Genomic DNA, 25,286 nt, shown 5'->3' on the forward strand with positions numbered 1-25,286 from the left:
GCTGGATCTTTTTTTTGTGCTATATTTAAATGGAATTTTAAAACGATTTATGACAAGAAAATTACTTTTATGCCTGCTATTTCTTTTAGCTATAAAAACAATCGCGCAGGAGCGTAATTCGCGTTTTTCTTTAGGTTTTAACTATGGTTTTGGAAGTGAATTTAATAATAGAAACTATACGTTTACAAATCATTTTTATAAAGTTCAATTATATTATAAAATAAAAGAAACAAAGCATTTCCAGTATCAGATTTTAGTTCAGCCTGAGATTAATTTTGCAGAACATCAATTATTGAATTTTTATTTTGTTAAACCTGATGCGCCAAATTACCAGCAAAAAAGAGATGAGTATACGCGATTAAAAGAGGTTCGTGAATATGTGCTTAATTGTGGTTTTTTAATTCGGAAACCTGTTGCTAAAGTTTGTTCGTTTTATGTTTTGGGAAGTATTGGTCCGATGATTACAGATACAGAAACCGAGCGAATGTCTAAAGGTTTTGCTTTTGCTGATGTTTTAGCGGTTGGCTTTACTGTAAATTACAATAAGCTTCAGTTTGATATTCGTCCAAGCATAAGACATGTTTCGAATGCAGGTTTAGGAAGTAGTAATGCGGGATATAATACAAAGAATATTGAATTTGGGATTTCGCATCGCTTATAAAAAGAAAACGCCCAATATGCGAAATGTTGGGCGTTTTTTATTTGTGTTGGATAATTTTTATGATTCAGCTAAAGGATTTCTCTGAGCTCTTATGATAAAGAAAAGTCCAATAATGATAAATGGTATGCTTAGCCATTGTCCTGTTGAAAATAAACCTAATTCGCTTTCAAAACCACCTTGGCTTTCTTTTACAAATTCTACAACGAAACGAACAAAGAATAGAAGCACTAAAAATAATCCGAATAAAAGACCAGATTTAAGTCTTGCGTTTGTTCTCCAATATAAAAAGAATAAAATTGCAAAAACAAAAATATAGCAGAATGCTTCGTACAATTGTGTAGGATGTCTCGAAGGAACTTCTGCTAATAATGTTGCAAATTTTGGATCTGTTGCAATTGCAGTATAAGCTTCTTTTGGGTCTGCAATTCCAGTTTTCTGTACTGCTTCAGCTTTACTGAAAGTATCGTGAAGAAAACGGATTCCGAAAGCAGATGAAGTTTCGTGACCAATAATTTCAGAATTGAAGAAATTTCCTAGACGAACGAAAATCGCACCGCTAGCGACAGGAATTACAACACGATCTAAAATCCATAATAACGAACGTTTTAGTATCTTTTTACTGTAATAGTACATTGCAATAATAATCGCAATAGCTGCTCCGTGACTTGCTAATCCTTGGAAACCTGTAAATTGAAACTCAGGTTCGAATTTAAATGGAAGGAAAATTTCTAAGATATGATTTCTGAAATATTCCCAATCGTAAAAGAAAACATGACCCAAACGCGCTCCAATCAAAGTTGCCAAAACAGTCCAAACGAATAAAGAATCTAGTTTTTCAATTGATTCATTTTCTCTTTCGAAAATCTTTTTCATTAGGAACCATCCTAATCCAAAAGCAATTACAAACATTAAGCTGTAAAAGCGAATCATAAAAAATCCTAAGTTGATTCCCTCAGAAGGATTCCAAACTAAATTTAAGGCGTGTGTCATGTATAAAATTTTTATATCTGTAAAAATAAATATTTAATGTAAAGTACCGCTTTCTAAAAGGTTAATGTTTATGGTTACATTTCTTTTCAGGCACAGGATCGTAACCGGTTCTTCCCCAAGGATGACAACTTAAAATACGTTTAATGCCTAAATATCCGCCATAAAACAATCCGTGAATTTGCAGTGCCTGAATCATGTAAGTCGAACAAGTCGGCTCAAATCTGCAGGAAGCAGGTGTAAATGGCGAAATGGCAGTTTGATAAAAACGAACCAATAGCACAAACGGATATATTAGAATTTTCTTCATTTAAAAATCGGTAATTTGCATTCAGTAAAAGGTACTATTTTTTTAGTAAAAACTGAATCCAAAAACGTTTTACTGAATGCTAAATGTAGTTCCTTCTTTTCCGTCTTTAAGCTGGATTCCTAATGCAATTAATTGATCGCGAATCTGGTCAGAAAGTGCAAAGTTTTTATCTGCTCTGGCTTGATTTCTCATTCCGATAAGCATGTTTACTACACCATCAAGTTTGTCACTATCGGCATCAGCAGCTTTATCGTCATTCAGACCTAAGACATCATATACGAAAGCATTTACTGCTGTTTTAAAATCAGCTAAATCATCAGCAGAAATCGTTCCTTTGCCATCTTTTAATAAGTTGATATAACGAACAGCTTCAAACAAATGTGCAATTAAAATTGGCGTATTGAAATCATCGTTCATGGCATCATAGCAAAGTTGTTTCCATGCTGCAAAATCTATCGAGCTAGAACTTCCTGCAATAATATTTGGTAAAGCATCAAGTGCTTCCATCAATCTTTTGTATCCTTTTTCGGCAGCAACAATGGCATCATCAGAGAAATCTAAAATACTTCTGTAATGTGCTTGAAGCATGAAAAAACGAGTTACTGAAGCAGAAAATGGTTTGCTTAAGATGTTGTTGTCTCCGCTAAGAATTTCGCCTGGAAGAATATTATTTCCAGTCGATTTTGCCATTTTCTTTCCGTTTAAGGTAAGCATATTGGCATGCATCCAGTAATTTACAGGAGACTGACCTGTGCAAGCTTCATTTTGAGCGATTTCGCACTCGTGGTGTGGGAACTTTAAATCCATTCCGCCTCCGTGAATGTCAAAATGATTGCCTAAATATTTGGTACTCATTGCAGTACATTCAAGATGCCATCCTGGGAAACCATCGCTCCAAGGTGAAGGCCATCTCATGATATGTTGTGGTTCAGCCTTTTTCCAAAGTGCAAAATCCTGCGGATTTCTTTTGTCAGACTGTCCGTCAAGATCACGAGTATTGGCTAACATATCATCGATATTTCTACCGCTTAGGATGCCGTAATTATTGGTTTCGTTATATTTTACAACATCAAAATATACAGAACCATTAGCAACATAAGCAATGCCTTTATCAATGATTTTTTTAATAATTTCAATTTGCTCAATAATATGTCCTGTCGCTGTTGGCTCAATGCTTGGAGGTAAAAAATTGAAAGCTTTTAAAATATTATGAAAATCTACAGTATATCGCTGTACGACTTCCATAGGTTCCAATTGCTCCAAACGTGCTTTTTTAGCAATTTTATCTTCACCTTCATCTACATCATCTACGATGTGCCCAACGTCGGTAATATTTCTAACATAACGAACTTTATAATCCAAATGCAGAAAATATCTGAAGATTACGTCAAAAGACATAAAAGTTCTCACATTGCCTAAGTGAACATTGCTATATACCGTAGGTCCACAAACATACATTCCAACGTTTCCTTCATGGATTGGTTTGAAATCTTCTTTTTCGCCTGAAAGCGAATTGTATATTTTTAAAGGCTGACTTGTATATAGAGGCATAGTTTTGCTTGTTGTAATTTGTTTAAATTTTGATTTTAAAAAACATTAATCTATTTAATGATTAATCAAATTTTAAAATTGAGTATCTAATTTGATATAGTCAAGAAATTCTCTCTTCGTTTGTGGATCTTTGAATTTTCCTCCGAATTCAGAAGTTACAGTGCTGCTTTCGATATCTTTAATTCCACGAGAATTTACGCAAAGGTGTTTTGCGTCGATAACACAAGCAACATCTTCAGTTCCTAAAGCTTTTTGTAATTCTTGAACAATCTGCATAGTTAGACGCTCTTGTACTTGAGGTCTTTTTGCATAATACTCAACGATGCGATTCATTTTTGATAAACCGATAACGCGTCCGCTTGAGATATAAGCTACGTGAGCACGTCCGATAATTGGCAGTAAGTGGTGTTCGCAAGTAGAATAAACTGTAATGTTTTTTTCTACAAGCATTTCGCCATATTTGTAATTATTGTCAAAAGTAGAAGCTTTTGGCTGTTTTGCAGGGTTAAGACCTCCAAAAATTTCTTTTACAAACATTTTTGCAACTCGGTTTGGAGTTCCTTTGATGCTGTCATCTGTCAAATCCATTCCAAGAGTTTGCAGAATGCTTTCAACATCTTTTTTAATTTTTTCTATTTTTTCTTCATCAGTTATATCAAAAGCATCATCTCTTAGAGGATTTTTTGCATTACTGCTAAAGTGATTATCACCTATTTCGTCTAAAAATTCTTCGTTGTTTATCATTAAAAACTACTATTAGTAAATGTATTCCTTTTTTTAAGAGGGTAAAGATAATTAATAAATAGGAAACCTTTTCTATCGTTTTTAGGATTTAATTACACCTTTTTTGATATAATTTAAATTTTAAAGATTTATACTGTTATTAAAAACAAAAAAGACAACAACGAAAAACGTTATTGTCTTTTTAAAGCTATTATAATGAATTGATTATCTGTTGTTGTAAACGAATAAAGCTTCCTTTAAAATGTTTACGGCTGTAGTCAAATCTTTTTTATTTAAAACATAAGCAATACGAACTTGATTTAGTCCCATTCCAGGTGTCGAATAAAAACCTTTTGCTGGAGCAATCATTACCGTTTCACCGTTTAAATCGTAACTTTCAAGAAGCCATTGTGCAAAATCGTCTGAATCTTCTATAGGAAGTTCTGCAATACAATAAAATGCTCCTTTTGGTTTTGTTACAATAACACCATCAATCTTGTTTAATTCGGCAATTAAAGTATTGCGACGTTCTTTGTATTCTCCAATTACTTCGTCAAAATAACTTTGTGGCGTATCAATTGCAGCCTCACAAGCAATCTGCTCAATAGTTGGCGGACTCAAACGTGCTTGAGCAAATTTCATTACAGTTGCCAAAACATCTTTGTTTTTTGTCACCAAACAGCCAATTCGTGCTCCGCACATGCTGTAACGTTTAGAAACAGAATCTACCATGATTACATTTTGCTCTACACCTTCTAAATTCATTACAGAAAAATGCACATCGTCACCATCGTATAAAAACTCACGATATACTTCATCTGCGATTAAATACAAATCGTGTTTTTTAATTAAACTGGCAAGCTGTTTAATTTCTGCTTCAGAATATAAATATCCAGTCGGATTTCCAGGATTGCAAATCAGAATGGCTTTTGTTTTTGGTGTTATTAATTTTTCAACTTCATCAATGCTTGGCAAAGCAAATCCTGTTTCGATAGTAGAAACAAGAGGCACTACAGTTGCACTTGTAGAAGAAGCAAACGCGTGATAATTAGCATAAAAAGGTTCTGGGATAATAATTTCATCTCCCGGATCTGTAATTGTGGCCAGTGCAAAAAGTAAGGCTTCAGAACCACCAGTTGTAACAATGATGTCTTCTGTGTTAACGTTTACATTTTGGCGCTGGTAAAATTTTGCTAATTTTTTTCTATAGCTTTCATATCCGGCAGACGGACTGTATTCTATAAGTGTCAAATCAATATTTTTTACCGCCTCGATGGCCACTTCCGGTGTCTTGATATCCGGTTGGCCAATGTTTAAGTGATACACCTTGTGTCCTTTTTTCTTTGCTAAATCAGCAAAAGGAGCCAGCTTGCGTATCGGAGATTCGGGCATGTTTTTTCCCTTGAGTGAAATTGTCGGCATGAGTATAAATTATTGAAGTGCAAATTTGCATTTTTTTTTCGTATTTAACGTAAATAATGAGGGTACTTCCAAAAATGTAACAATAATAAATATATTTACTAATTTTATAATAAAATATTGTCAATGAAAAAATATATAGTATTGTTTTTTGGGTTATTCTTACCTTTTTTGCTTTTTGGGCAAGGCGATTTCATATTGGAAAACAATGCAACAAAGGCTACAATTCCTTTTAAATTGATAAATAACCTTATTTTTATTCCAATAAAAGTCAATGGAGTGGAGCTAAATTTTCTGCTGGATTCTGGTGTTGAAGAAACAATTCTCTTTAGTATGGAAGAAAAGCAGGAAGTCAGCTTTAATAATGTTGTAAAAATCAAACTCCGCGGTTTAGGAAGCGAAGAAGAAATAGAAGGCCTAAAATCGACAAAAAATATTCTAGAGACTCATGGTCTGAAATCTAGCGACCATATGGTTTTTATTATCTTAGATCAAACCTTTAATTTGTCTTCACATATCGGAATTCCTGTCAACGGAATTATCGGCCATAAATTCTTTAGAAATAATCTTGTTGAAGTTAATTATCAGAAAAAGAAAATAATAGTTCATGCAAAGAACGATAAGTTTCAAGGAAAACTAAACAAACAGTTTAGAATGGTTCCGATAACTGTAGAAAAGGCTAAACCTTATATAATGACTACGGCTACAGTTAATGATCAAGAAATTCCAGCGAAACTTTTGATTGATATAGGAAATAGTGATGCTTTTTGGGTTTTTGAAAATGATAAAATAAAGATTCCAAATAAAAATTTCCCTGATTTTTTAGGAAAAGGATTTAGCGGTGATATTGAAGGGCATCGTGCCAAAATTGATAAATTTTCGATTGACGAATTTGATTTTAAAAAACCAATCGTCTCTTTTCCTGATTCTGCTTCGATTCGTAACGTTAAAATGGTTCCAGGACGTATTGGGTCTGTTGGGGGAGAAGTCTTGAAAAGATTTACTCTAGTTTTAGATTATGGAGAAAAAAAAATCTACTTAAAAAGAAATAGCAAATTTGGAGAACCGTTTACCTATAATAAAAGCGGAATCACAGTTCAGCATAACGGACTTCAGTGGGTGCAGGAAACCGTGCATTTAGAAACGGTGAGAGTGGCCTCTACCATGGATGAATTGCAGGAAAAAGATAAATATGACAATAATTTCAAATACAAATTTGCTCTTAAACCTGTTTACGAAATAGTTAATGTGCGTAAGAATTCTGCAGCCGAAAAATGCGGATTGCAAAAAGGAGATATTATTGTCAGCATTAATAAGAATCAACCTTATAAATATAGTCTTCAGCAAATAAATAGCCTTTTAAAGTCGGAAGATGATGTATGGATTAATATGGAAGTAGAACGAAATAGTTTGGTGCTGAAATTTAGATTTAAACTAGAAGACGAATTGTAAAAAATATTCACTTATAGTTTTATTGAAAAGCCTTGATTCATAATGCTGTATAGTAAAAATGTCTTTGTTTTGTGAAAATAAGTTTATTAAAAATTAGTTTTTTAGTTAAATATTTTCTTATGTTTAGTAAAAATTTAATTTATGGCAAAAAACTACATTAGTTACCTACATATTGTATTATTTTTTATTTTTTTTACGCCACTTTCTTCAAAAATATATGCCCAATGTGCTGGAAACGACAATATAAACGAATTAATTTGTGATGTTTCTAATCCGATTTATCAATCTGTAAATTTATTTTCTCTATTGGGAGGTTCTCCAGTTCCTGGTGGAACATGGACAGATGATAATAATCTACAAGGCCTAAATCCTTCAACGGGTATTTTAAATGCTCAATTCATCCTTAGTGGAGGAGAATATCACTATACCTATACAGCTCCAGCAACTTCGGGCTGTATAGATAACAAATCTGTAGTCACTATTACGATAGGTGCATACGTTGGAGTGGGGTCTCAGGCAACAGTTTGTAACGAAAACCAAAAGTTTAATCTTTTTACAGCATTTGACAGTAAAGTAATGGGACCGCATATAAACGGAAAATTTACTACTAGTACAGGGCTACCCGTAGATCCTATAATAGATATTGGGAATTATACAGTCAAAACTACACTTGATTTTATTTATACTGTGCCACCTGTACTTGCGTGTTCTCCTAACTCACAATCGACCAATGTACAAGTCACCATTTATATAGCTCCGAAAATTGGTCAGCCACAAGATTTGGAGTTATGCGGAACCACGGATTTGGCTGGCTATACTGATTTAGATTTATTTGATCAGTTAAGTGGAGGCGACAAAGGAGGGACTTGGACAGGTATAGGACTAACTTCTCCTACAGATCATAATATTAATCTTCAGCAATTATTTGACACAAATGGACCTGGCATATACTCTTATACCTATACTGTTTTAGCAGTTCCTGGTAATAGTATATGTGCTAATAAAGAAGTTACGGTACATATAAGTCTAGAAAAAAGACTTGATTTTTCAGGGTCTAAAATTGAAGTTAGTAAAGATATCTGCGAGTCTGAAATTGCAACGGCGACTTATTCGGCAAAAATTACTCAAGGGCCAGATAATATTCCTAATGGAACTTATGATGTTAATTTTAGTGTTGTAGGGCCAGGAGTATCAGCATCTGAGAATGTAAGGGCAAATTTTATAAATGGACAATTTAACTTTGGAATACGTTCCTCTTATTTTAGGCAAGTAGGGCAGTATACCATTACAGTTACGAGCATAGCGCCTACGACGGGAAAAGGAAAATGTGTCAATATTTTTAGTCCGTTTTCAAACGTTTTAAACATTTATCCGTTGCCACTTTTAACTAATGCAACATTGACTTCGCTTCCGATTTGTCAAAATGATGCGGGATTAATCCAGCTTACAACACCTCAATTGGTTGACGGGACTTATAGTATTTTATACAACATCAATGGAGACAATCTTGTTCTGGGAGAAACTGCCGTAATGCAAGCTGTTGGCGGAAAAGCATCTTTTACGATTCCAGGAAACTTGAATAGAAGAAGCGGCCTATCGGTAATTACCATTTATAGTATAACGAATATAACAAATCCTTCACCTCAATGTACCAATAGAGCAAATGTTGCAGGAAATCTGTATATAAATCCGTTGCCAAACGCTGCAACCGTAACTGCCGCAGTTAAAGATTTTTGTTTGAATGCACCAGTCACTGTAGCGGTTTCAGGTTTAGGGAATTTAACAAATGCCAGTATTTCTTATGCATTATCAGATAGTAATATTTCTGCTGTGCAAACCATAACTAAAGCAGTAACAAATGGAAAATTAGATTTTATTATTCCTGCCGAATTGCTTTTAAATACAGGTTCGACAAAAATCACATTATTAAATTTAACCAATACAGTCACAAATTGTGCTGTAAGTCTGATTAATGTTACAGATGATTTTATAATAAATCCGATTCCGCCTGCGCCAATTGTGATAGATCAGAAATTTTGTAAAGTTGATGAAGCGGTAATTGCCAATTTAGAACCAAAAGGAACTCAATACAAATGGTATAACTCGGCAACAGCAACAACGGCTCTAGCGTTTGATTATGTTTTAAAAACAGAAGATTATTATGTTAGAGAAACCTCTGCTGAAGGCTGTACTTCAGAACCGGCAAAAGTTTCGGTTTTAATATACGATACGCCAGCACCGGAAATGAATGAAGCTGCAGATTTTTGCGGATTGGCAAATCCGAAAATAAGCGATTTGTCTAATAAAACAAACGTTCCTTCAACGGTAGCTTGGTACGATGCAGTCGACGGAAATCTACTGCCCTCAACCACATTATTAGTGCATAATGCAATTTATTATGGATATGATTTAAATGAGACAACAAGATGTATGTCTGAAAGTTACAAAGAAGTAAAAGTTTCACTCCAGGATTGTGAGGTTGCTCAGTACGAGTTCTTTATTCCAGACGGATTTTCTCCAAACGGAGACGGTGTAAACGATTCATTTGTGATAAAAGACATTGAATTTTTATATCCAAATTATGTGCTTGAAATTTATAACAGATACGGAAATGGAATGTATAAAGGAGATAATAGTAAACCAGCTTGGGATGGCAAAAATTATGAGAAAAGCGGTATCGCTGGAGGTGTTGCGCCCAACGGAGTTTATTTTTATGTGCTTCATTTTAATAAAGACAACAGACCTCCAAAACAAGGTCGTCTTTATTTAAATCGATAAATCTCTTTTACATTTTTAATATAATTTTCAAATGAAAAAAATAATAGTCCTTATAAATTTCCTTTTCTGTTTATCCGTTTCTGCCCAGCAAGATCCAGAATTTACACATTATATGTATAATATGAGCGTTGTCAATCCTGCTTATGCAACGGGAGTTCCTGCAATGATGAATTTTGGTGGATTGTACAGAACTCAGTGGGTTGGCGCTTACGGTGCTCCAAAAACATTTACATTTTTTGGACATACAGCGATTAATGATAAAATAGAAGCTGGAATCTCATTCATTTCTGATGACATTGGTGACGGCGCAAAAAAAGAAAATAACGTTTATGCCGATTTTGCTTATGTTTTAAAATTAGGCGGAAAAAATAAATTATCTCTTGGTTTAAAAGCTGGATTTTCGTCTATGCAAACCAATTTTAACGGATTTAGATTTACAGATCCTGAAACAGATTTTGCTTTTTCAGAAAACATAAATGCAACCAAACCTAATATTGGAGTTGGAGCTTACTATTTTAGAGATAATTTATATGTTGGATTGTCTGCGCCGAATTTGCTGAAGTCAAAATACATTGAAGAAAAATCAGGAGTGAATGCTTTTGGTTCTGAAGAAATACATACTTTTTTGACAGCAGGTTATGTTTTTCAGGTTAGCGATAATTTGAAACTGAAACCCGCTTTTATGTCAAAATTTGTGAAAGGCGCGCCCATAACTTTAGATGTAAGTGCGAATGTTTTGTACAATGAAAAATTCGAATTTGGAGCCGCATACAGAATTGACGATTCAGTAAGTGCGCTTTTCAATATCAATGTAACTCCGACATTGAGAGTAGGCTACGCTTACGATTATACGCTTACAAACTTCGGACAGTTTAATTCTGGAACACATGAAATTATGCTTTTGTTTGATTTGGACTTATTAGGAAAAGGATTTGATAAATCTCCAAGATTCTTCTAAAATGAAAAATATGAAAAAATTACTCGTTATTATATTCGTATTTTCAATACAGTTTATAAATGCACAAGATCTCGAATTGGCCAGAGCAAAACGTTTTTTTGATAAAACGTATTATAGTGAAGCTATTGTTTTATACCAAAAATTAGCAGACGAAAGACCTTCTCAAGAAGTCATTAAAAATCTAGCCGATTCTTATTTCTATACTAATGATTTGGTAAAAGCACAGCGTTATTACCGTCTTTTGGTTTCAAATTACAGTAATAGTTTAGACCGAGAATATTATTTTAGATACGCTCAGACTTTAAAAGCAACCAATAGCAATGACGATGCAAATGCCAATTTAAAAGAATATTATTCTAAATCTGCCAATTCAGAAGATATTGTCAATTTCGAAAAGGAATTAAAAACCTTAGAAAATGTTACCGCAATTGGTAAACGTTTCGAAATTAAAAATCTAGCGATAAATACGCCAAATTCAGAGTTTGGAGCTGTAAAATATAAAGAAGATTTAGTTTTTGCAGGAGTAAAATTGAAGCCAGGTTTGTTTGATAAAAAATACAAATGGGATAATGAAACATATCTAAATTTAGTTTCGATTCCACTTAAGAATATTAATTCGGCAGATTCTATCGTTCATTATTTTGCTAAAGAATTAAAAACTGGAATGCACGAATCGAATGCTGTTTTTACAAAAGACGGCAAAACGATGTATTTTACGAGAAATAATTCTAAAAACGGAAAGAAGAAAAAAGACGACAATAAAATCTCCAATCTTCAAATTTTTAAAGCAGAATTGGTAGAAGGAAAGTGGACGAATATTACATCGCTTCCATTCAATAGTCCGAATTATTCTATTGAGCATCCTGCTTTGAGCGCCGATGAAAAAGTATTGTATTTTGCTTCAGATATGCCAGGATCTTTGGGTTCTTTCGATATTTATTCAGTAAACATAAATAAAGGAGCGTTTGATACTCCGAAAAATTTAGGATCAGAAATTAATACTGATAAAAGAGAACAGTTTCCTTTTGCTCCCGCAGATAACAAACTGTATTTTTCATCAAATGGCCATTTGGGTTACGGATCTTTAGATGTTTTTGTTTCTGAAATAAATGGGAATGAATATTCAAAACCTGTAAATGTCGGACTTCCGCTAAATTCTAATTTAGATGATTTTGCTTTTAATATTGATTCAAATACCAAAGAAGGATTTTTTGCTTCGAATAGAGAAGGAGGAAAAGGAAACGACGATATTTATCAATTCAAAGAAATAAAAGATTTAATTGTAGAAGATTGCAAACAGTTTATTGCGGGAACAATTACAGATATTGATACGCAATTGGCTTTAGAAAATGCAACAGTATTATTGCAGGATTCAGAAAACAATACCTTAAATACGATTACAACTTCTGCTGACGGGAAATTCAGTTTTACAGTTGCTTGCGAGACTTCGTATAAAATTTCTGCTTCCAAAGAAAATTATTCCAATGCTTCAAAAATGCTGACTTTAGATAAAACAAGAGATAAAGTTAACGACGGTTCTTTAGCATTAAAATCTTTGGAAGTTATCAAACAAGAAGAAAAACAAATTGCTGAAAATAAAAGGAAACAGGAAATTATTATTGAAGAAGAGAACAAGAAAAAAGAAGTTTTAGCAGCAATCGAATTAAAAGATAAGGAGAAAAAAGCGAAAGAAGCAGCAATCGTTGCAGCTGGAATTAAAAGAAATGAAAGAGAAAAAGAAATTTTAGCGAAGGAAAAAGATATTGTAAGAGATAAGGACCGTTTGATCATCAAAACAGATCCGATTTACTTTGATTACAATATGTGGTACATCCGAAAAGAATCAAAAGTGGTTTTAGGAAGAGTTGTAGAACTGATGAAGAAATATCCGGATATGAAAATCGAGATTGGTTCGCATACCGATTCTAGAGGGAATGATAAATTTAATGAAAATCTATCCCAAAAAAGAGCTGATTCTACTCGAGAGTTTATAATTCAGTCGGGTATAGATTCTAAACGACTTACGTCAAAAGGTTACGGAGAATATGTGCCAATTATAAAATGTAAAACTGATGAATCGTGCTCTGAAGAAGAACACGAATTAAACAGAAGATCTGAATTTGTAATCAAAAATTTATAAAATTATTGTAAGGAGAAAGTCTTTTTTCTTTAAATTTATAATATCAACGAAATAAAAATAATTATGAGAAATCTAACCTTGTCATGTTTGCTTATATCCTTAATCGGATTGCAAAGCTGTAAAAATGAAGAAAAACAAAAAGCCGCTGAAGCTACAAAATCAGAAGGGGAAGCAGTAGTAAGCACTGAATGCTACAAAGCAATTTATGAAAAGGATACAGTAGATTTAAAATTAAATACTTTAAAAAACGGAAAACTAGCTGGAGATATGGTTATGAAGGTCGCGCCTTCAACTGTTAGAACAGGAGAAGTGACGGGCGAGTTTCATGGTGATACTTTGTTTGTAGATTATACTTTTAAAGACAATGTGAATGGAGATAAAACATTTAAAAACCCGATGGCACTTTTAAAACGCAATAATCAGCTTGTTTTAGGAAACGGAGTAATGCAGACTACAATGGGAGTTACGTATTTGGTAAAAGATCAGCCAATTGATTTTGAAAGCGTAAAGTATAAATTTGATTCTGTTGAATGCGCTGAGAAATAAAAAGAAGCAAGATTTGAGAAGCAAGATTTCTGACTTATCTATAAAAAAAGCCGTTTCTAATTAAAGAAACGGCTTTTTTTATTTTAAGTTTTTATTTTTTTACAAAACTTCACCTTTAATTTTTAAGGCTACTCTTCCGTCAGGATAATTTACCGCATTTGTTTCAACAGTAATTGTTTTACGAATAGGTCCTGCGGCCATATTATATTTTACATCTATTTTTCCTTTTTTGCCTGGCATGATTGCTGCCGCAGGTTTGGTTACAACGATCGAACTTAGAGTAGATTCTGCACCTGTAATTAATAAAGGGGCATCACCAGTGTTTGTAAATTCAAAAGAACGAAGTCCGGTGTCACTCTTAGAAATTTTTCCATAATCAATTGTATTGTCTGGGGCTGCAAATTCAATTTTCGGGCCGTTTTGTGCATAACTTACTGCGCTAAACAATAAGACTGCAATAAAAGAGGCTGCATTTTTCATATGAAATCGGTTTTAAATTGTAAGTAAATATACATTCTTTTAATTAACACACAAATTATTATTTCTCTTTTTATAGTCTACTTAATTATTTACTTTTGCTGTCAGTTATAATTACAAAAATTGAACCATTTTTTTGTTTAACTGTTTAATCGTTTATTTGTTTAATCGTATGATTGATTTGTAAATGATAGTATTAAGACAGGAACAATTAGATGGTCAATTAGCATTTCAATAATCGAGAACGATTAAACAATTAAACAAATAAACGATTAAACAACCTAAGTAAATGACAATTCCAGCACAATTTGACGCTAAGACGATTGAGAGTAAATGGTATGATTACTGGATGAAAAATAACTATTTTCATTCAGAACCAGATCATAGAACACCGTACACTATTGTAATCCCGCCGCCAAACGTCACTGGAGTCCTTCACATGGGACATATGTTGAATAATACGATTCAAGATGTTTTAATTCGTAGAGCGCGTCTTAAAGGATTTAATGCTTGTTGGGTTCCGGGAACAGATCACGCTTCTATTGCAACTGAAGCAAAAGTTGTAGCGAAATTAAAAGCGGAAGGAATCAATAAAAATGATTTAACTCGTGAAGAATTCCTAAAACATGCTTGGGAATGGACAGATAAATACGGCGGAACAATCTTAGAGCAACTTAAGAAATTAGGAGCTTCTTGCGATTGGGAACGCACTAAATTTACAATGGATCCAGATATGTCTGCTTCTGTAATTAAATCGTTTGTTGATTTATACAACAAAGGATTAATTTACAGAGGATACCGAATGGTAAACTGGGATCCGGAAGCAAAAACGACTTTATCTGACGAAGAAGTTATTTACGAAGAACAACAAGGGAAATTATTTTTCTTAAAATATAAAATCGAAGGTTCAGAAGATTTCTTAACTATCGCTACAACACGTCCTGAAACTATTTTTGGAGATACTGCAATCTGTATCAATCCAAATGATGAGCGTTTTACACATTTAAAAGGTAAAAAAGCAATTGTTCCAATTTGCGGTAGAGTAATTCCAATTATTGAAGACGAATATGTTGATGTAGAATTCGGGACAGGATGTTTGAAAGTAACGCCTGCGCACGACATGAACGATAAAACGTTAGGAGAGAAGCACAATCTTGAAATCGTTGATATTTTTAATGAAGATGCGACTTTAAACAGTTTCGGATTACACTATCAAGGAAAAGATCGTTTTGTTGTTCGTACTGAAATTGCAAAGGAATTAGAAGAAATTGGAGCTTTGGCGAAGACCGAAATCCACCTAAATAAAGTTGGAACTTCTGAAAGAACAAAAGCGGTAATCGAACCAAGATTATCAGACCAATGGTTCTTGAAAATGGAAGATTTAGTAAAACCAGCAATTAAATCGGTTTTAGAAACTGGAGATATTAAATTACATCCAAAACGTTTCGAAAACACTTATGCACACTGGTTAAACAATATTCGCGATTGGAATATTTCTCGTCAATTATGGTGGGGACAACAAATTCCTGCGTATTATTATGGTGACGGAAAAGAAGATTTTGTGGTAGCTGAAAACATCGAAGACGCTTTAAAATTAGCAAAAGAAAGAACCAACAACCAACAACTAACAACCGACAACCTTAAACAGGATGTTGACGCCTTAGATACATGGTTTTCTTCTTGGTTATGGCCAATGTCTGTTTTCGGAGGAATCATGGATCCAGAAAGTGCTGATTTCAAATATTATTATCCGACAAATGATTTAGTAACAGGTCCGGACATTTTGTTTTTCTGGGTGGCGAGAATGATCATTGCAGGTTATGAATACGCAGGCGAAAAACCATTTACAAATGTATATTTAACAGGTTTGGTTCGTGATAAACAACGTCGTAAAATGTCTAAATCATTAGGAAATTCTCCTGATCCTTTAGACTTGATCGAAAAATTCAGCGCAGACGGTGTTCGTGTAGGATTGCTTTTAAGTGCTTCTGCAGGAAACGATATCATGTTTGATGAAGAATTATGCAGTCAAGGAAAAGCGTTTTCAAACAAAATTTGGAATGCATTTAAACTGATTAAAGGTTGGGAAGTTTCAGAAACTATTCCTCAGCCAGAATCATCAAAAGTAGCAATCGAATGGTACGAAGCGAAATTGCAGCAAACTTTAGTTGACATCGAAGATAATTTTGAGAAATACAGAATTTCAGATTCTCTTATGGCAATTTATAAATTGGTTTGGGATGATTTCTGTTCTTGGTTCTTAGAAATGATCAAACCGGCTTACCAACAGCCAATTGACAGCACAACTTTCGCGAAAGCGATCGAAATGTTAGAAAGTAACTTGAAATTATTACATCCTTTCATGCCTTTCTTAACGGAGGAAATCTGGCAGTTAATCGCAGAAAGAACTCCGGAAGAAGCGTTAATTGTTTCAACTTGGCCAGAATTAAAATCTTTTGACGCAAAATTAATTGCTGATTTTGAAAACTCAATTGAAGTAATTTCAGGAATTAGAACGATTCGTAAAGACAAAAATATTCCGTTTAAAGATGCAATCGAATTAAAAGGAATCAACAGCGAAAATCTTTCTACTTATTTTGATTCAATTATAACGAAATTAGGAAACGTTTCTGCTTTCGAATATGTTTCTGAAAAAGTAGACGGCGCATTGTCTTTCCGTGTAAAATCAAATGAATATTTCATTCCGATTACAGGAAATATCGACGTTGAAGCTGAAATCGCAAAACTGACAGAAGAATTGAATTACACAAAAGGATTCTTGAAATCTGTTGAAGCAAAACTTTCAAACGAGAAATTCGTAAACGGAGCTCCAGAAAAAGTTTTAAATATTGAAAAACAAAAACAAGCCGATGCTTTAGCAAAAATTGCTACAATCGAGCAAAGTTTGGCTGGTTTGAAATAAGAAATCAGACTTAGTTTTATACTAAACCCGACAGGTTTTTGAAACCTGTCGGGTTTGTTGTTTTTTTCCGCCACGAATTCACGAATTATTTATTTTTAAGAGAGATTATAAAAATAAAATTTGTGAATTTATGGCTATTTTTTTACTAAATAAAGCTGTTTTTATTCGAAAAAATATATTAAAATTTTATGATTTTGTATTTAAAAATGATGTAGATTTAATACGATTTTACTTTAAAATAAAAATCATTTGAGAATGAAAAAAATAGTGTTATTTGTGTTTGTTTCTTTTCTCTTTTTGGGATGTTCCAATAAAGTAGAAAAGGTCGAAAAATCTTTTTATTACTGGAAAAACGACTCTTGGGGTTTATCTGAAAAAGAAAAAATAACAATGAAGAATTTGAATGTAAGAAAATTATATATCAAGTTTTTTGAAGTTGATCATAATGAAACTTTTGGTGATTTTCCCATAGCCAAAACTTCAGTTACTATTTATGACCAAGATTCTCTAAATATTGTTCCGACAGTGTATATAAAAAATGAAATTTTTAAAAATACGAATGCCAAAAGAATGGACAGTCTGGCAGACAATATTAATTTCTTGATTACAAAGTATGTTAAAAACAAATACAGCAGAGCCAATCCTGTTTCAGAATTTCAAATGGATTGCGACTGGACATTAAATACTAAAGACAATTATTTTTACTTTTTAAAGAAATTAAAAGCGATTTCTAAAAAACAAATCAGTTGCACGTTGCGATTGTATCCTTATAAATATCCTGAAAAGATGGGGATACCGCCAGTAGATAAAGCAACATTGATGTGTTATAATTTAATAAATCCGCTTGAAAATCATTCCAAGAATTCAATTCTGGGTGTGAAAGAATTAGAATTATATTTAAATACGAGAAGGAAATATCCTGTTCATTTAGATATTGCGCTCCCAATTTATTCATGGATGCAGGTGTACCAGAACAACAAGTTTTCTAAAGTTATTTACAGTGGTCATGAAAAAATATTAGGTACGTTGAAAGAAATAAAACCCATGTGGTACGAAGCGAAAGCAGATTTGGTTCACGACGATTTTTATCTAAGAGTAGGAGATAAGATTAAATATGAAAAAATGACTCCGGCAAAGATTAATGAAGCAATAGAGGTCATTAAAAAAAATGTCGTTTTTGATGCCAATACAACAGTCACATTATTTCATTTAGACGAAGAACAATTAAGCAATTATAAAGATGAAGAACTTTCTGGTTTTTATACTAATTTTAGTAAGTAACGCCATTTTTGCCTGCGGTTTTTATCCGTATGGAGAGGAGCTTCGTTTTTCTTTTTTTAATCCGTTGAATTTTAAATATTCGTCTTATTCAGAGTTTAATTATTCGTCAAATTTGTTTAGTCCAAATGAAGATGTAATTGATAAAAACGCAATTGATGGAAATGAGGAACTGTGGCTACAATATTGTAAAAACAAAGTTTCTGTTGAAGCGATAAGAGAAGTTTTGTTTAATCTCGGTACTGAAAATATTACAGATAAAAGTACCAATGAAATGCTTCGCTATCTTTATAAAACCAGAGATTTGGAAGCAATAAATTATCTGAAGTTTGCTAAAACCTGTGAATTTTTCAATTCATTTTATGATGATCCCTGGGAACGAAATGAAATCGCAACATCACCAAAAAGAGCAAAACTTATTAATGAGGCAATTTTGCTTTCGCGTAAAGTTTCTAAAGAAGATCTTAAGTTGCGTTATACTTTTTTAGCTATACGATTGTCTTATTATAATGGTGATAAAGCAAAAATTGTCGCTTTGTATGATACTGTTTTTGGCAATCAAAAAAAGAGTTCGATTCTAAAATACTGGAGTTTGTATTTTAGGGCTTTTGCGGAAAAAAACAATGCATTGTCTAATTTTTACGCTGCGCAAGTTTTCGTAAATGCCCCAGACAAACGTTTTATGATTTCTGGGGTATTCAAAAGTAAAGTACCGTTAGATTCTGTTTTACTTTATGCAAAAACCAATCAGGAAAAAGCAAATGTTTATTTTTTGGCAGGAATAAAAAAAAGTGACCGCGCTCTGGATTGTTTAAAACAAATTTATAAATACAATCCAAAGTTTGACGGGTTATCATTTTTGCTGTTGCGAGAAATTAATAAGATCGAAGATTGGGTTTTTACGCCTTATTATTCACTTTTTAATCCGACCGTATCATCATATGAGGAACATGAAAATGATTCTACAAAAGATATTTTGCAAAGAGTTGAAAAAGACCGAGTTTATGCTAAAAAAGTATTGGAATTTCTTAGTAGCGTTAATTTAAATAAAATACACGATCCGATTTTCTGGAAAACAAGTAAAGCTTATTTGTCATTTGTAACAAAGGATAATCAAAATTGTTTGAACCAAATTTCGAAATTAGAGAAAAGTGTTTCAAAAAAAGATTCACTTTATAATCAGATGAAGATTATAAAAGCATTGGCTTTAACTGCAAATCAGGCTTCTGGAAAAGCAATTATAGAAGATGAAGTAAAATCAATTTTATTAAAAAATAAAGACAAGAAAAAATTCATATTTGCTGTAGGCAGGGAATTAGAGTACAAAGGAAACCTTACAGATGCAGCTTTTTTATATTCAAAACTATTAAATACAGCTGATGGTTATAATTATAATGATCAGGCATATTGGCAAAGTTCTAAAGAAAGAAAAGGATATTATTCCGATTTTTATTCTGATTATTTTGATTATGTGAACATGTTTTATACGCCAAAACAAGTAGAAAATATTGTTTCAGAAACTCTTAAAAATGAAAAAAAATCAAGCGAGTTTTCAAATTGGAAGTATAGTTATATTAAGAATCAAGTGTCTTTGCTTTATGATTTAATTGGAACAAAATACATTCGTCAAAATAAATTAGAACTAGCGTTGATTTATTTCGGGAAAAGTGATGATGAGAAGCAAGATAAAATTAATAAGACAGATTGTTTATGGGAAAAGCAAGATTGCAGTTATGTTTTTAAAGACCCTTTTCTTGTTTTAAAATATACTACAGCATTTGTTCCTCAAGATGATTTGCTTAAATTGAATAAATATGTAATTACTAAAAAGCTAATTTCTTTATTAAAGAAAGCGGCAAATCCAGCAGAAAATAATAAAGATTACTATAATTTTTTGATTGCTAATTGTTATTATAATATGACGCAGTATGGTAGTTTACAAGATATGCGACGTTATGGATGGACCAGTTCTATAATTGATTATCCAGTGGAAGACAATGATGAGTTTTACGAATGCAACTTAGCAAAGAAATATTATCTTTTAGCTTTAAAAAATGCCAAAACAGATAAATTCAAAGCATTGTGTTTGAGAATGATAGGAAAGTGTGAAAAGAACAGATTACTACATCAATATCCCGATGATTATAATAATAGAATTAAAAACTACGATGACTTTATTTTAAGTAAAAATAAATATTATCAGGATTTGAAATCTAATTATGCTGATGATTATGAAAATCTAATGTCCGATTGCGATTCTTTTGAAGAGTATTTTAAGTCTAGAAGATAAGGATGTTTTTCGCCAAGAATTCACGAATTATTTATTTTTCATAAAGAGATAAAAATAAATAATTCGTGAATTCTTGGCTATTTTTTTTTCTTTAAAATCAAAAACAAAGGATAAGAAATCAAGGTAATTCCAACAATAATTGCAAAACTTTTCGGGTCACTGTAAATAAATCCTCCAAGTAATGCGATTGAAAATATAATAGCAAATATAGTCGTCCAAGGATACCAAAACGAATGGTAAGGTCTTGGTAAATCTGGTTCTTTTGTTCTTAATTTTAAAAGAGAATAATAGGCAAGTCCCCAAACGATTATGGAGATAAAAGCGGCGAAAGAAAACAATACTTCAAACGAACCAATACAAATTAAAAATAAACTGAAAAGTGACGAAACTAATAGCGCTACAATTGGAGTTCCGCCTTTATTTACGGTTGTTCCTTTTTCGATAAAGAAACCGTCGCGGCTTAATCCGTAAAGGATTCTTGGCGGAATCATCATAAAAGCATTCAAAATACTGATTAAAGAAAAAATAGAGATTACGGTAACGATTTTAGCACCGCTTTCTCCAAAAAGAACTTTGGCAACATCGGCGGCAGCCAGATTAGATTTCGCTAAAGTTTCGATTGGCAGAACATGAAAAAATGCAGCATTAACCAAAATATAAATGGCTACTACAAGCAAAACACCGCTATATAAAGATTTCGGAATGTTTTTGCTTGGATTTTCATTTTCTTCTGCGAAAAAGCAAACGGCATTCCAACCATTATAAGTTCCGATAATTAATTGTAAGGATTTAAAAAAACCAAAAATAAGCCCAATTTGAAAGATAGAATTATCTGTTTGGATTGGCGGAATCTCAACTCCAGAATACATGAAACAAGCCACAACCAAAGCCACAAAACAAATCACTTTTAGTAAACTCGTAATATGCTGAATCAAACTTCCGTTTTTAACTCCGCTTAAGTGAAGCAAAACAAATCCAACCAATAAAGAAATCGATAAAACTGTTGAGTAATTGGCCAATTGCGGAAATAAAATAATCGTGTATTCGCTAATTACAATGCAATAAAATGCAGGCGGAATTGCGTTGACAATATAATCGTACCAGCCAGAAAGAAATCCAGCATAATCGCCCAAAGCTCTTTTAATGTAATTATAAGATCCTCCGGCTTTTGGCAACATTGTCGCTAATTCAGAATACGAATTTGCGCCTAATAAAACATACAATCCTCCAAAAAGCCACGATGCCAAAATAAGCCAGTAATTGTTTAGCATTTCTGCAATAGTTCCTGGTGTTCTTAAAATTCCGACACCGATTGTTCCTCCAATTAAAACGGCGATATTAAAACTAAGGCCTAAACTTTTTTGCAATTGGTTTTTTGTGGAATCTGACATTCTTGAATTTATTTTTAAGGATTATTTTCAAACAAAAATAGTGTTAATTGAATTAGGATTGGACTAAAAATAAAAATCCCAAGACTTTCAAGTGAAACTGAAAATCTTGGGATAAAATCAAAACTCTAATTCAATATTTAAAATTTGTAACGCAAGCTTGTCATAACCTGACGAGGCGCGATTGGGTTCACACTATAATTCTCGTGAACAGTATAATTTAATGTGTTTGTGATGTTTGATAATTTGCAAAGAATCGAGAATTTTCTCCAAGTATATCCAACAGATGCATCAATTGTAACATAACCTTCTAATGGAATTTCTCTGTGGTAAATACCATCAGGATATTTAACAAGATCTGTGCTGTATTGGTCGTTCCAACCGCCCATACGATCACCGATATAATTTCCAACCGCTCCAACAGACAATCCTTTTATGAAGCCTTCTTGAACAGTATAATAGAAACTTAAGTTTGCTGTATTTGCTGGAGTTCTAACTAGACGATCACCTTCAATAAAACTTCCGTTTAAACCAGATGTTTTAGTATAACGCATATCGTTGTAGCTGTAACCTGTAATAATGCTAAGTCCGTCAATTGGTCTTGCCGTAACGTCAACTTCAACACCTTTACTTTTAGTTTCACCACTTAAAACTTTTACATTTGTGTCAGTGTTTAAACTTCCATCAGCTTTAAATTCTGCTGTTTGAGCCAAGTTGCTGTTTGTAATTTGATAAACAGTAAAATTTGTGCTTAATAATCCTTTTAAGAAATCAGTTTTAATACCAGCTTCATATTGATCAATAATAGAGGGTTCAATTGGTTTTAAATCTGCTGTAGTTCCTGTGTTTGGAGTAAACGAAGTAGAGTAGCTACCAAAGATAGAAACCTCTTTTCTAGGTTGGTAAATTAATCCAAATTTTGGAGAAAATGCGTTATCCAATTTTTTAGTTCCTACTGTAGGCACTGCATTTTCAGGCTTAACAGTTTGTATTCCGCCAGCATAAGTTTCTTTGTAAGTTGTAACTTCAGCTTCTTGCCATGACCAACGTACACCTGCTAATACTTTAAATTGCTCTGTAATTGAGATTAAATCTTGAAAATATGCACCAAAACGATTCGTTTCTGTTTTTGCAATCTGAGTTGCTCTAGCATCAGGAATATCATTTCTTTGAGTTGACGGATCAAAGTTGAAAAGATTGATCGTATCGTAGTTAGCAGGATTAAATGCAAAAGTATAAGCTGTTGCAAATGAGTTTTCCCAGTCTGCACCTGTAAATATTTGATGTTTTATAGATCCTGTATTAAAGTTTCCTTGAAGACTTAATTGATCACCTAAAATTTGTTCTAAATTTTCATTTTGAACCAAAGGTCTTGTCCAGTCTCCATTCTCTTTTACAGTAGATAACTGTGCTGTAGATTTTGAAGCTCTGTTATAAGTTTGATATGAGCTATTGAAATTAAGCTTCCAGTTTTTATTGAAATCGTGATTTAATAAAACAGATGCACTGGCAGATTTTGTGTTTCCATTAGACCACAGCGCTCCGAAAAAGGCATTTCTAGGCAAGTCAAGAATTTGTGTTCCAACAATTCCAGTTCCAAAATCAGGTGTCCAATCTGCACTTAAATAATCTCCTTGCAATGTAATTTGAGTTTTAGGATTAATTACAAAAAGCAACGATGGATTTACATATACACGTTTGTTTTTTACAACATCTCTAAAGCTTTCAGAGTTTTCGTAAGAACCGTTAATTCTAAAAGCGATTGATTTAGTAAGACCTCCATACAAATCAAATGCTGGTTTGTAATAAGAGTAGCTTCCTATTTGCATTGAAACTTCTCCACCGCTTTTAAATTGAGGTGTTTTGGTAACTAAATTAAGAATTCCTCCAGGCGCTACGTTTCCGAATAATAGGGCAGAACCACCTTTAAGAAATTCCACTTTATCTAGACCAGAAACATCAGGAATTGACCCTGCGTTGTAACGGAATCCGTTTTTAAACATATTGTTTGCAGACATGTCATAACCTCTAGAAAAGAAAGATTCCTGAGCACCACCACGAGCAGAACCAACGTAAACACCGTTAGCGTTTTTAAGAACCTCGCTTAATCTGATAGCTTGTTGTTGTTCTATAACTTCAGAACCAATAACTTGTATGCTTTGTGGATTATCCATTGGTTTTAATCCAGAGCGAACAGCTGTTACCGGTTTTGGTTCTTTAGTTTTAGTAACAACTACTTCATTTAAAATTTCTCCCTTTTTATTCTTAACAGTATCGTTTACTGAAGAAGTAGACTCGGTGCTTGAATAGTCTTGCGCATAAGAGGCAAAACTCAATAATCCTAACGTAAATAGTAAATTATATTTCATGTTCTTTATTTAGATTCAATAAAAATAGATCGCCGCAAATATACAATTGACTAAATGTGTTAACGAAATTTTAAGATCGTTTTCTTACTTAAACCTTACTTATTGTTTTCTTAAGATTGTCTTAAGAATTTTCTAATATTATTTTAATTTAGTATTAATAGGAACAAAAAAACCTTGCCGTTAAGCAAGGTTTTTAAATTGAAATTAAATCTAAGAATGAAGTTTTCTAAATTTATTTTACTGCAATTTGGTAAGTAGCCATTTTCCAGATTTCATCGTATTTTTTTCCATTGTGTTCACCAGCAGATTTCTCTGTATAAGCGAATTCAACCATATAATTTCCTGACCAGATAGGAGTAAAAGAGATTTCTCCTTTATCATTTGTCCATAATTCTTTTTCCCATCCGTTTGGAGCGATTACCTTAATTTTTTGAGATTTTGCAATAGCACCTTCATACAAAGCAGAAACATTAATTACTGTATTCTTTTTAGCTACATCTGCATTTTCAGAGAAAACGCTAATTTTATTATTGTTCGCTGCAGCTACATTTCCAGCCGATTTGTTTCCAACAACAACTGTTGCGCTTGAGTTATAATCTAATTTCATCGTTCCGTAAACATCTCCAACTGTGTGGTGCATTACAATTGTGTAAACTCCATCTTCGTCTGGTGTAAAGAACGCTTGGTATTTATTATCTAAAGCTTTCGCCGTAAGTTTTGTTTCTTTTTTTGAAGGAGAAATTACTACTAGCGAAAAATCTTTTAAATCAGAAAACCATTTATCAGCTTTTGTAATGTCGTTATCAGAGAATTCTCCAAAGTAAACAGAAATTTCCTGAGCTTTTCCTTTTGTTCCTGTAGCTTTTGTATCAATCCAAAGTGCGTGAGCAAAAAGTTGAGGTGCAGCGAAAAGCATTAGAAACAAAAAGCTTAATGTTTTTAAAATATTTGATTTCATAAGATCAAGTTTAAATGATTAGATATTTTTTACAAACATAAGTCTTATTTAGAATAATTAAAAATAAAAACTATAAAA

At 32.8% G+C, this 25,286-nt stretch carries 18 protein-coding genes; 9 read left to right on the plus strand and 9 right to left on the minus strand.

From position 1 onward, the window contains the following. Window positions 1-49: 49 nt before the first annotated feature. Entirely contained in the window at window positions 50-661 is a 612-nt protein-coding gene (locus QLQ96_RS11430; protein WP_482496777.1) for an acyloxyacyl hydrolase, read from the plus strand. Window positions 662-718: 57 nt separating this feature from the next. On the opposite strand, the gene lgt is transcribed toward QLQ96_RS11430, so the two are convergent. From lgt to QLQ96_RS11455, 5 genes are all read right to left on the minus strand, one after another. Beyond that, window positions 719-1,651 (minus strand): prolipoprotein diacylglyceryl transferase, encoded by a 933-nt coding sequence (gene lgt / locus QLQ96_RS11435; RefSeq protein ID WP_482496778.1) that lies wholly within the window; start codon window positions 1,649-1,651, stop codon window positions 719-721. A gap of 61 nt (window positions 1,652-1,712) precedes the next feature. After that, window positions 1,713-1,958 carry a membrane protein insertion efficiency factor YidD gene (gene yidD / locus QLQ96_RS11440; RefSeq protein ID WP_379699028.1) on the minus strand — a complete coding sequence of 82 codons (246 nt, stop codon included), beginning with the start codon at window positions 1,956-1,958 and terminating at the stop codon, window positions 1,713-1,715. A gap of 69 nt (window positions 1,959-2,027) precedes the next feature. After that, complete coding sequence (gene cysS, locus QLQ96_RS11445; RefSeq protein ID WP_482496779.1) at window positions 2,028-3,509, minus strand: cysteine--tRNA ligase; 1,482 nt, start codon at window positions 3,507-3,509, stop codon at window positions 2,028-2,030. Window positions 3,510-3,581: 72 nt separating this feature from the next. Then, window positions 3,582-4,253 (minus strand): GTP cyclohydrolase I FolE, encoded by a 672-nt coding sequence (folE, locus tag QLQ96_RS11450; protein ID WP_223705175.1) that lies wholly within the window; start codon window positions 4,251-4,253, stop codon window positions 3,582-3,584. A 204-nt stretch (window positions 4,254-4,457) separates the two neighbouring features. After that, the gene (locus QLQ96_RS11455) at window positions 4,458-5,654 is read right to left on the minus strand and encodes a pyridoxal phosphate-dependent aminotransferase (RefSeq protein ID WP_482496780.1); all 1,197 of its coding nucleotides are present in this window, start codon (window positions 5,652-5,654) and stop codon (window positions 4,458-4,460) included. Window positions 5,655-5,777: 123 nt separating this feature from the next. On the opposite strand from QLQ96_RS11455, the gene QLQ96_RS11460 reads away from it, so the two are divergent. From QLQ96_RS11460 to QLQ96_RS11480, 5 genes are all read left to right on the plus strand, one after another. Continuing rightward, complete coding sequence (locus QLQ96_RS11460; RefSeq protein ID WP_482496781.1) at window positions 5,778-7,103, plus strand: PDZ domain-containing protein; 1,326 nt, start codon at window positions 5,778-5,780, stop codon at window positions 7,101-7,103. A 141-nt stretch (window positions 7,104-7,244) separates the two neighbouring features. Next, the gene (locus QLQ96_RS11465) at window positions 7,245-9,881 is read left to right on the plus strand and encodes a T9SS type B sorting domain-containing protein (RefSeq protein ID WP_482496782.1); all 2,637 of its coding nucleotides are present in this window, start codon (window positions 7,245-7,247) and stop codon (window positions 9,879-9,881) included. Between the two features lie 31 nt (window positions 9,882-9,912). After that, window positions 9,913-10,839, plus strand: coding sequence for a PorP/SprF family type IX secretion system membrane protein (locus QLQ96_RS11470; protein WP_482496783.1), 927 nt, complete (start codon window positions 9,913-9,915; stop codon window positions 10,837-10,839). A gap of 10 nt (window positions 10,840-10,849) precedes the next feature. Then, window positions 10,850-12,979, plus strand: coding sequence for an OmpA family protein (locus tag QLQ96_RS11475; protein ID WP_482496784.1), 2,130 nt, complete (start codon window positions 10,850-10,852; stop codon window positions 12,977-12,979). A gap of 63 nt (window positions 12,980-13,042) precedes the next feature. Continuing rightward, entirely contained in the window at window positions 13,043-13,525 is a 483-nt protein-coding gene (locus tag QLQ96_RS11480) for a hypothetical protein (RefSeq protein ID WP_482496785.1), read from the plus strand. A gap of 99 nt (window positions 13,526-13,624) precedes the next feature. Here QLQ96_RS11480 and QLQ96_RS11485 read toward each other — a convergent pair whose 3' ends face one another. Continuing rightward, window positions 13,625-14,005 (minus strand): DUF1573 domain-containing protein, encoded by a 381-nt coding sequence (locus QLQ96_RS11485; protein WP_482496786.1) that lies wholly within the window; start codon window positions 14,003-14,005, stop codon window positions 13,625-13,627. A gap of 286 nt (window positions 14,006-14,291) precedes the next feature. Here QLQ96_RS11485 and QLQ96_RS11490 point away from each other — a divergent pair, with 286 nt between their 5' ends. The 3 genes from QLQ96_RS11490 (at window position 14,292) to QLQ96_RS11500 (ending at window position 20,493) form a co-directional block, all read left to right on the plus strand. Then, window positions 14,292-16,925 (plus strand): valine--tRNA ligase, encoded by a 2,634-nt coding sequence (locus QLQ96_RS11490; RefSeq protein WP_482496787.1) that lies wholly within the window; start codon window positions 14,292-14,294, stop codon window positions 16,923-16,925. A 255-nt stretch (window positions 16,926-17,180) separates the two neighbouring features. Next, entirely contained in the window at window positions 17,181-18,206 is a 1,026-nt protein-coding gene (locus tag QLQ96_RS11495) for a hypothetical protein (RefSeq protein ID WP_482496788.1), read from the plus strand. After that, entirely contained in the window at window positions 18,166-20,493 is a 2,328-nt protein-coding gene (locus QLQ96_RS11500) for a hypothetical protein (RefSeq protein WP_482496789.1), read from the plus strand. The genes QLQ96_RS11495 and QLQ96_RS11500 overlap by 41 nt, the downstream gene beginning before the upstream one ends. Before the next feature lie 77 nt (window positions 20,494-20,570). Here the strand turns inward: QLQ96_RS11500 and QLQ96_RS11505 are convergent, their stop codons facing one another. From QLQ96_RS11505 to QLQ96_RS11515, 3 genes are all read right to left on the minus strand, one after another. Further along, a complete protein-coding gene (locus tag QLQ96_RS11505) occupies window positions 20,571-21,884 on the minus strand; it encodes an APC family permease (protein ID WP_482496790.1) in 1,314 nt (437 codons plus the stop codon). A 137-nt stretch (window positions 21,885-22,021) separates the two neighbouring features. Beyond that, window positions 22,022-24,250 (minus strand): TonB-dependent siderophore receptor, encoded by a 2,229-nt coding sequence (locus QLQ96_RS11510; RefSeq protein ID WP_482496791.1) that lies wholly within the window; start codon window positions 24,248-24,250, stop codon window positions 22,022-22,024. Between the two features lie 232 nt (window positions 24,251-24,482). Then, window positions 24,483-25,208: a hypothetical protein gene (locus QLQ96_RS11515; RefSeq protein ID WP_482496792.1), complete on the minus strand. Its 726-nt coding sequence runs from the start codon at window positions 25,206-25,208 to the stop codon at window positions 24,483-24,485. Between the last annotated feature and the right edge of the window lie 78 nt (window positions 25,209-25,286).

This window comes from Flavobacterium sp. B167r (assembly GCF_056824315.1).

What these genes read in the sequence shown, in the direction of transcription:
- QLQ96_RS11430 (WP_482496777.1), top strand. Translation starts at nt 50, where the DNA reads ATGACAAGAAAATTACTTTTATGCCTGCTATTTCTTTTAGCTATAAAA.
- lgt (WP_482496778.1), bottom strand. Translation starts at nt 1,651, where the DNA reads ATGACACACGCCTTAAATTTAGTTTGGAATCCTTCTGAGGGAATCAAC.
- yidD (WP_379699028.1), bottom strand. Translation starts at nt 1,958, where the DNA reads ATGAAGAAAATTCTAATATATCCGTTTGTGCTATTGGTTCGTTTTTAT.
- cysS (WP_482496779.1), bottom strand. Translation starts at nt 3,509, where the DNA reads ATGCCTCTATATACAAGTCAGCCTTTAAAAATATACAATTCGCTTTCA.
- folE (WP_223705175.1), bottom strand. Translation starts at nt 4,253, where the DNA reads ATGATAAACAACGAAGAATTTTTAGACGAAATAGGTGATAATCACTTT.
- QLQ96_RS11455 (WP_482496780.1), bottom strand. Translation starts at nt 5,654, where the DNA reads ATGCCGACAATTTCACTCAAGGGAAAAAACATGCCCGAATCTCCGATA.
- QLQ96_RS11460 (WP_482496781.1), top strand. Translation starts at nt 5,778, where the DNA reads ATGAAAAAATATATAGTATTGTTTTTTGGGTTATTCTTACCTTTTTTG.
- QLQ96_RS11465 (WP_482496782.1), top strand. Translation starts at nt 7,245, where the DNA reads ATGGCAAAAAACTACATTAGTTACCTACATATTGTATTATTTTTTATT.
- QLQ96_RS11470 (WP_482496783.1), top strand. Translation starts at nt 9,913, where the DNA reads ATGAAAAAAATAATAGTCCTTATAAATTTCCTTTTCTGTTTATCCGTT.
- QLQ96_RS11475 (WP_482496784.1), top strand. Translation starts at nt 10,850, where the DNA reads ATGAAAAAATTACTCGTTATTATATTCGTATTTTCAATACAGTTTATA.
- QLQ96_RS11480 (WP_482496785.1), top strand. Translation starts at nt 13,043, where the DNA reads ATGAGAAATCTAACCTTGTCATGTTTGCTTATATCCTTAATCGGATTG.
- QLQ96_RS11485 (WP_482496786.1), bottom strand. Translation starts at nt 14,005, where the DNA reads ATGAAAAATGCAGCCTCTTTTATTGCAGTCTTATTGTTTAGCGCAGTA.
- QLQ96_RS11490 (WP_482496787.1), top strand. Translation starts at nt 14,292, where the DNA reads ATGACAATTCCAGCACAATTTGACGCTAAGACGATTGAGAGTAAATGG.
- QLQ96_RS11495 (WP_482496788.1), top strand. Translation starts at nt 17,181, where the DNA reads ATGAAAAAAATAGTGTTATTTGTGTTTGTTTCTTTTCTCTTTTTGGGA.
- QLQ96_RS11500 (WP_482496789.1), top strand. Translation starts at nt 18,166, where the DNA reads ATGAAGAACTTTCTGGTTTTTATACTAATTTTAGTAAGTAACGCCATT.
- QLQ96_RS11505 (WP_482496790.1), bottom strand. Translation starts at nt 21,884, where the DNA reads ATGTCAGATTCCACAAAAAACCAATTGCAAAAAAGTTTAGGCCTTAGT.
- QLQ96_RS11510 (WP_482496791.1), bottom strand. Translation starts at nt 24,250, where the DNA reads ATGAAATATAATTTACTATTTACGTTAGGATTATTGAGTTTTGCCTCT.
- QLQ96_RS11515 (WP_482496792.1), bottom strand. Translation starts at nt 25,208, where the DNA reads ATGAAATCAAATATTTTAAAAACATTAAGCTTTTTGTTTCTAATGCTT.